The 6,762-nt window shown below is 62.5% G+C and carries 5 protein-coding genes; 1 reads left to right on the forward strand and 4 read right to left on the reverse strand.

Annotated elements, in window-relative coordinates; genetic code table 11:
- Positions 1–91: 91 nt before the first annotated feature.
- From V3W39_RS33405 to V3W39_RS33420, 4 genes are read right to left on the reverse strand one after another with little or no spacing between them, the layout of a single operon-like run.
- Positions 92–1,672, reverse strand: coding sequence for an ABC transporter ATP-binding protein (locus tag V3W39_RS33405; RefSeq protein WP_330214168.1), 1,581 nt, complete (start codon positions 1,670–1,672; stop codon positions 92–94).
- Positions 1,669–2,496, reverse strand: coding sequence for an ABC transporter permease (locus tag V3W39_RS33410; RefSeq protein WP_177080064.1), 828 nt, complete (start codon positions 2,494–2,496; stop codon positions 1,669–1,671). The genes V3W39_RS33405 and V3W39_RS33410 overlap by 4 nt, the downstream gene beginning before the upstream one ends.
- Positions 2,496–3,473 (reverse strand): ABC transporter permease, encoded by a 978-nt coding sequence (locus V3W39_RS33415; protein ID WP_177080065.1) that lies wholly within the window; start codon positions 3,471–3,473, stop codon positions 2,496–2,498. The genes V3W39_RS33410 and V3W39_RS33415 overlap by 1 nt, the downstream gene beginning before the upstream one ends.
- The gene (locus V3W39_RS33420; RefSeq protein WP_330214169.1) at positions 3,470–5,053 is read right to left on the reverse strand and encodes an ABC transporter substrate-binding protein; all 1,584 of its coding nucleotides are present in this window, start codon (positions 5,051–5,053) and stop codon (positions 3,470–3,472) included. Before V3W39_RS33420 ends, V3W39_RS33415 begins: the two co-directional genes overlap by 4 nt.
- 341 nt (positions 5,054–5,394) lie before the next feature.
- Between V3W39_RS33420 and V3W39_RS33425 the strand changes: the two genes are divergently transcribed.
- Positions 5,395–6,747 (forward strand): tetratricopeptide repeat protein, encoded by a 1,353-nt coding sequence (locus tag V3W39_RS33425; protein WP_330214170.1) that lies wholly within the window; start codon positions 5,395–5,397, stop codon positions 6,745–6,747.
- Positions 6,748–6,762 lie beyond the last annotated feature (15 nt).

Below are 6,762 nucleotides of genomic sequence, written 5' to 3' on the forward strand. Positions count from 1 at the left end.
TTTGCCGCTTTTGCAAAGTGACTCGCTGTAAGAGCGAAACCATAAGTAGCCGTTACCTGAATAATGGATATGTACCCAAAGCGTCCACGAATCAGATCGCCTCAGCCATCAACAACTCCCGCGTATACGGATGCCGCGCATCCGCAAACAGCGCCCCCGTCTCCCCCTGCTCCACCACCCTCCCCCGGTGCATCACCGCAATCCGATCACACAACCGCGCAGCCACCCGCAGATCATGGGTAATAAACACAATGCTCAACTTCAACCGCCGCTGCAGCGACTCCAGCAACTCCAGAATCTGCACCTGAACCAGCGCATCCAGCGCCGACACACACTCATCAGCAATCAACACCTTGGGCTCCACCGCCAACGCCCGGGCAATTCCGATACGCTGGCGCTGCCCCCCGGAAAACTCATGGGGAAACCGCTCAAACGCCGCTGCCGGCAACCCCACTAACTCCAGTAACTCACGCGCCCGCCGTTCAGCATCAACCCGGGAAACCCCTTGCACCAAAGGCCCGGTCATAACAATCTGCCCCACCGTCTGCCGCGGATTAAGCGACGCAAACGGATCCTGAAAAATCATCTGCACCTCACTGCGCAACGGCCGCAACCGCCCTTCAGACAGCCCCGCCACCTCACGCCCCAACCATTCGATCCGCCCACTGTCGGCGCGCAACAAACGCACCAGGCACCGGCCGAGGGTCGACTTACCCGAGCCCGACTCACCCACAATCCCCAAGGTCTCGCCTTCACGCAATTGCAGCTGAACCGCGTCCAGCGCCTGGGTGATTCGCCGCCCCCACCAACCGCTACGACTGCTGAAAACCTTGCCCAATGCCTCGGCCTTCAACACCACCGGACCGGCGACCGGCGTACGCGGTACCAGCGGTTGCGCCGACACCGCCGCCAACAATTGCCGGGTGTAGTTTTCCCGTGGCACACGCAATACCGCTGGCGCCGCACCCTGCTCCACCACCCGGCCTTTTTCCAACACCAAGACCCGGTCGGCAATCGCTTCGACCACAGCAAAATCGTGGGTGATAAACAACAACGCCATGCCCTTGTCCTGCTGGATCTTGCGCAGCAGATCGAGGATCTGCGCCTGGGTGGTTACGTCCAACGCCGAGGTGGGCTCATCGGCAATCAACAACGCCGGATCAAACGCCAGGGCCATCGCGATCACCACCCGCTGGCGCTGCCCACCCGACAGTTCAAACGGATACACCAGGCGCAACCGCTCAGGCTCAGGCAAGCCGACATAACCGAGCAAGTCCACCACCCGCTGACGCCGCACACGCGCCGATGCCACACCATGGGCGCGCAGGGTTTCATCGATCTGCTCGCCCACCCGCAACAGTGGATTAAGGGCACTCATGGGCTCCTGGAACACCATGCTGATATCCCGCCCGCGCAGTTCGCGCATGGCCTCTTCGCTGCGCCCGGCCAGGTCTTCGTCGCGGAACACCAGGCGCCCGCTTTCAACCTTCAGCGGGTCCGGCAACTGGCGCAGCAGGGCCTTGGCCAGCATCGACTTGCCGGAACCGGACTCACCCACCACACACAGGCATTCGCCGCGGTTCAATTGCAGCGACAGGTCATACAGCGCATGGCTGCGGTCCGCACCGGCCGGCAAGGCGATACGCAGATGCTCAACACTCAATAACGTCATAGCGACCTCCCGGGCTCAAAGGCCACACGCAAGCCTTCGCCCACTCGATTGACCGCCAGCACGCACAGCACAATCGCCAGCCCCGGCAGGAAACTCATCCACCAGGCATCCCGCAGCAAGCCACGGGAAGCGTTGATCATGTAGCCCCAGCTCATGGCTTCCGGGTCGCTCAAGCCGAGAAACGCCAGGGCCGCTTCGGTGAGGATCGCCGTGGCCATGACAAAGGTCATGGTCACCAAAAGCGGCGCCAGGGCGTTGGGTAAAATCTGCTGGGTGATGATCCCCAGCGGTGACTGCCCCAGCACCCGTGCCGCCTGCACGAATTCGCGCTGGCGCAGGGTCAGGAACTCACTGCGTACCAACCGCGCCACCGCCGGCCAGGCGACGAGTGCGATGGCCAGCACGATCGAGAACAAGGACGGCTCAAGGATCGCCACCAGAATCACCGCCAGCACCAGTTGCGGAATGATCTGGAAGAACTCGGCAATACGCATCAGCACACCGTCAATCCAGCCACCAAAATAGCCGGCAACGGCGCCCACCAGCAGGCCGACCACCAGGGTTGCCAGGCTGGCCAGGGCACCGACCGCCAGGGACACGCGCGCGCCATACAGCAAGCCACTGGCGAGGTCGCGACCGAGCAGGTCACTGCCCAGCCAGTGGGCCGGGTCGTGGAATGGCGTGAGCATCGGCTGGCTGTTCATCTCCCACGGCGAGCTGCTGGTCAGCCAGGGTGCAGCGATCGCCAACAGGGTCAGCAGCAGCAAAAACAACGCGCCTGCCAGCGCCGATGGCTGACGTACAAAACGTCGAAAAACCTGCATCAGCCTTGCACTCCTGCACCAATACGCGGGTCGAGAAAGCGGCAGATCACATCGGTCAACACGTTAAACCCCACCACCAGAATCGAGATCACCAGGAAACCGCCCATCAACACCCCGTAGTCTCGTTGCGCCAATGAGTCGTACATCAAGCGGCCAATCCCCGGCCAGGAATACACCACCTCCACCAGCAATGCGCCGCTGGCCAACTGGCCCAATTGCAGGCCGGCAAAGGTCACCACCGGCAACAGCGCATTGCGCAGCACGTGCACATAGAGAATCCGCCGTGGATGCAGGCCCTTCGCATGGGCCGTGCGCACGTACTCCTGGCCGAGGGCGTCGAGCACCGCAGCGCGGGTCAGGTGGATGTACAAGGCGAGGAACAGCACGCTCAACGACACGCACGGCAGCAGCAGGTGCTTGAGCCGGTCCACCAGGGAGAAGTCCTGTGCCACCGTCTCCATGCCGAACGCCGGCAGCCAATCCAGGCTGACGGAGAACAGCAGGATCAGCAGCATCGCCAACCAGAACGGCGGCATCGCATACAGCAGCAACGCGCCGTGGGAGATCACGCCGTCCAGCCAGTGGCGCTTCTGCCGGGCCCGGGCGGCCAGGGTGCCGAGGGTGACGCCGAGCACCGACGAGAGCACGAATGCCGAGCCCATCAGGGCCAATGTCGCCGGCAACCGCTCGGCAATCAGCGACCACACCGAGGTCTGGTTGCGATAGGAGTAACCCAGGTCCAGATGGGCGATATTGCCCAGGTAGATCAGCAGTTGTTGGAGCAACGGCTTGTCCAGGCCCATGGTCTGGCGCAGGTGTTCGATGAACTGCACATCGTCCACGCCCGCCTCGCCAGCCAACAGCAGCGCCGGGTCACCCGGCGCCAGGCGGATCAGCAAAAAGCCCAGCACCAGCACCGCCACGATCATCAACAACGCCTTGAGCAGGCGGCCGCTGAAATACAGCAGCCCGTTCATGGCGCGGGCGCGTCGAGATAGACGCTTTCGTAGTCTTCGTTAAGGCTGGTGGCGGTCTGCAGCAGGTTCTTCACCTCTTTGTGGAACAGGGTCGGGTAGCGCATTTCGAAGATCGGCGCGATCGGCAGGTCGGTGTTCAGCACGTTTTCCAACTGGCTGTAGAGTTTGGTGCGCTCCGGGCCTTCCGGGGTGTTGGCGACCTTGGTCCACAGGGCGTCGGCTTCGGGGCTGTTGTAGCCGCTGACGTTGGCAAATGGCGAGGTCTTGAGGATGTAGTCGGAACGGTACAGGTAGGCGTTGGTCAGGTACGGGTCGCCGATCTGGAAGATGAAGTTGTAGGTCAGGTCGAAGTCCCAATCGCTGACCCGCTGGAACCAGGTGGCAGCGTCAGACGTCACCACTTGCACCTTGAAGCCCAGGGGTTGCAGGGCTTGCTTGGTGTATTCGGCCAGGCGCTCCCAGGCGCCGCCCTTCTCGCCGTTGAGCAGGCGAATGCGCACCGCGCCCACGTCCACGCCGGACTCGGTAATCAGCGCCTTGGCCTTTTTCACGTCATAGGTGTACTGCGGCAATTGCGGGTCGTGGTACGGCGAGGTGGACACGAACTGGCCCGGCGCGACCTTGCCCGAACCGAAGAAAATGTTGTCGACGATGAACTGGCGGTTCAGCGCATACAGGATCGCCTGGCGCACCTTGGGGTTGTTCAGCGGTGGCTTGCGCGTGTTGATCTGCAGGAAGGCCAGGCCGGAATACAACTCCCAGCCTTTTTCCGAAGACTGCACGTCCGGCAAGGCGGTCAGGCGCTTGAGGTCGGAATAATCGGCATCGCCGCTGCGCAGCACCTGCACGTCGTTGCGCTCGAAGGCGGCCGCGCGGGACGAGCCGTCCGGGATCACGTGAAAGATGATGCCGTCGAGGTGCGGCAGGCCCTTTTTCCAGTAGTCAGGGTTCTTCGCCAATTTGATATAGGCGCCGCGCTTCCACTCCACAAACACGAACGGGCCAGTGCCGACGGGCTTGAGGTTGTAGGGGTTGTTGCGAAAGTCGGTGTTCTCGTAGAGGTGCTTGGGCACCACAGGCCGTAGCCCGCTGCCCAGGGCCGAGAGCAACGGCGCGAAAGGTTTCTTGAGCTGGAACACCACTTGCAGCGGGCCCTTGGCGGTGATGCTGTCGACGTATTCGGTGAAGACCCCGCCCAGGCGCTTGTCCACTTCGGGGTAGAAGGTCTGGAAGCTGAACACCACGTCGTCGGCGGTGAAGGCATGGCCGTCGTGCCAGCGTACGTTGTCCTGCAGATCGAAGGTGTAGGTCAGGCCATCGGGGGAAACGGTCCAGGACTTGGCCAATACCGGTTTGGGTTTGAGGTCGGTATCGAAGGTCAGCAGGCCCTGGAGGATCTTGCCGCTGACGTACTGGGTAGACACGTGGCTGACCACGCCGTGCATCAGCGACGGTGGTTCGGGTTGGGCCACCAGGTTCAGCACGCCGCCGTCATGGGGTTGCGCCTGAGCGGTGCCGGCCAGCAGCACGGCGCCAAGTCCCAGGTATGAGAGGACGCGGCGAAAAGATAAAGGGCGCATGGAGACTCCTTGACTAAGGTTTTGTCAGGGATTTAGCAAGGGCTGTGCCATGGGGCAATGGCCCGGGGTTTGCGGGCGTCATGAGCGATGGCAGTGATGAAAAAACCACAGTGGCCGGGACGAGTGTGGAAAAAGCAACAGCCCTGCCCTCTTGAAGAACGGCTATGCGTAGCAGCTGCCGAGCCTTGGCGAGGCTGCGTTGGCGGTGCACCTGACACACCGCAGACGCAGCCTCGCCAAGGCTCGGCAGCTGCTACGGGAAGGTCTGGTTTTTGAGAAACCCATCACTGGCACAAGGTTTGCCCCTCTAACCGCTATCTGAGCCACTGAGTTTGAAGCGCATGTCACTGGATTACCTGGGCAACCCCATCGACACCCTCAACCCCGCCACCCGTCAGGGCCTGGATGATTTCATCGGCGGCTTCCTCGGCTATCAGCCCCGTGCCGAGGGCATTCTGGCGGTGGCCGATGCCGACCCCGACTCAGCCCTGGCCAACGGATTTGCCGGTTTGCTGCTGATGTTTATCGAGTCGCCCGAAGGCCCTGACTTGGCCGAGAAATACCGCCAGCGCGCGGCGACGGTGAACTCCGAGCATCACCGGGCGCGGTTGTACCTGGAGGTGCTGCAGGCCTGGATCAACGATGAGCTGGACGAGGTGCTGCGCCTGAGTGAACACCTGCTGGATCTTTATCCCCGGGACCTGTTTGCCGCCAAGCTCAACCAGTACCTGGAATTCAACCGGGGTAATTGGCCGGCGCTGCTGCGGATCGGGTTGAAGGCCACGGCGGGTGCGCCGGATATCGCCCACAGTCACGGGTTGCTGGCGTTTGCGTATGAGCAGTGTCATTTGCTGGAGGAAGCCGAGGCCAGTGCGCGGGAGGCCTTGCGCTTGCAGGCATCCGAGCCTTGGGCGCATCACGCGCTGGCCCATGTGATGCTGACTCAGGGGCGCATCGAGGAAGGCATCGGGTTTCTGGAGGGGGTGAAGCATCACTGGGATGGGTTGAATTCGTTCATGTACACCCATAACTGGTGGCACCTGGCGTTGTTTTATCTGGGCCGTGGTGAGGATCAGCGGGTGCTGGAGATTTATGACCGGCATGTGTGGGGGATCTTGCCGGAGTACTCCCAGGACCAGGTGGGCGCGGTGTCATTGCTGGCACGGCTGGAGTTGGCGGGGATTGATGTGGGTGACCGCTGGCAGGCGTTGGCGCCTTACCTGCAGCGCCGGGTCGGGGATGCGGTGCAGCCGTTTTTGAGTGTGCAGTATCTGTATGGGCTGGCCCGGGCCGGAAAGCCAGAGGCGGATCAGTTGTTGGCGGCTTTGCGGCGCCACAGCCTTGATGCGCGGCCGGTGTGGGGGGAAGTGACTTTACCGCTGGCGGAGGGGTTGTTGGCGCACGCCCGAGGGGACGCTCAGCGGGCGCTGGAGCAGTTGGGGATTGCGTTGCCACGGTTGAACGAGATTGGCGGCAGTCATGCCCAGCGGGATTTGTTTGCGCAGGTGGAGCTGGATGCGCGGTTGCGGGTTGGGGATTGGTTCGGGGCGCAGCAGGCGCTGGAATTGCGCCGGCGGTATGACGGGCTGGATGTGCCGACGAATCGGGCTTTGGGGGTGGTGTATGAGGCTTTGGGGTTGCCTGGGGAGGCGCTTCGGGCGCGGTCGCGGATTGGGGGGATATCCATTATTTAGGTAACGGCCGCTTAT

It is taken from the genome of Pseudomonas sp. Z18(2022), assembly GCF_036346535.1.
Taxonomy (GTDB): Bacteria; Pseudomonadota; Gammaproteobacteria; order Pseudomonadales; family Pseudomonadaceae; genus Aquipseudomonas; species Aquipseudomonas yamanorum_A.

Bases quoted from the DNA above. Each gene is read 5' to 3' on its own strand.
- V3W39_RS33405 (WP_330214168.1), bottom strand. From the start codon at position 1,672: ATGACGTTATTGAGTGTTGAGCATCTGCGTATCGCCTTGCCGGCCGGT.
- V3W39_RS33410 (WP_177080064.1), bottom strand. From the start codon at position 2,496: ATGCAGGTTTTTCGACGTTTTGTACGTCAGCCATCGGCGCTGGCAGGC.
- V3W39_RS33415 (WP_177080065.1), bottom strand. From the start codon at position 3,473: ATGAACGGGCTGCTGTATTTCAGCGGCCGCCTGCTCAAGGCGTTGTTG.
- V3W39_RS33420 (WP_330214169.1), bottom strand. From the start codon at position 5,053: ATGCGCCCTTTATCTTTTCGCCGCGTCCTCTCATACCTGGGACTTGGC.
- V3W39_RS33425 (WP_330214170.1), top strand. From the start codon at position 5,395: ATGTCACTGGATTACCTGGGCAACCCCATCGACACCCTCAACCCCGCC.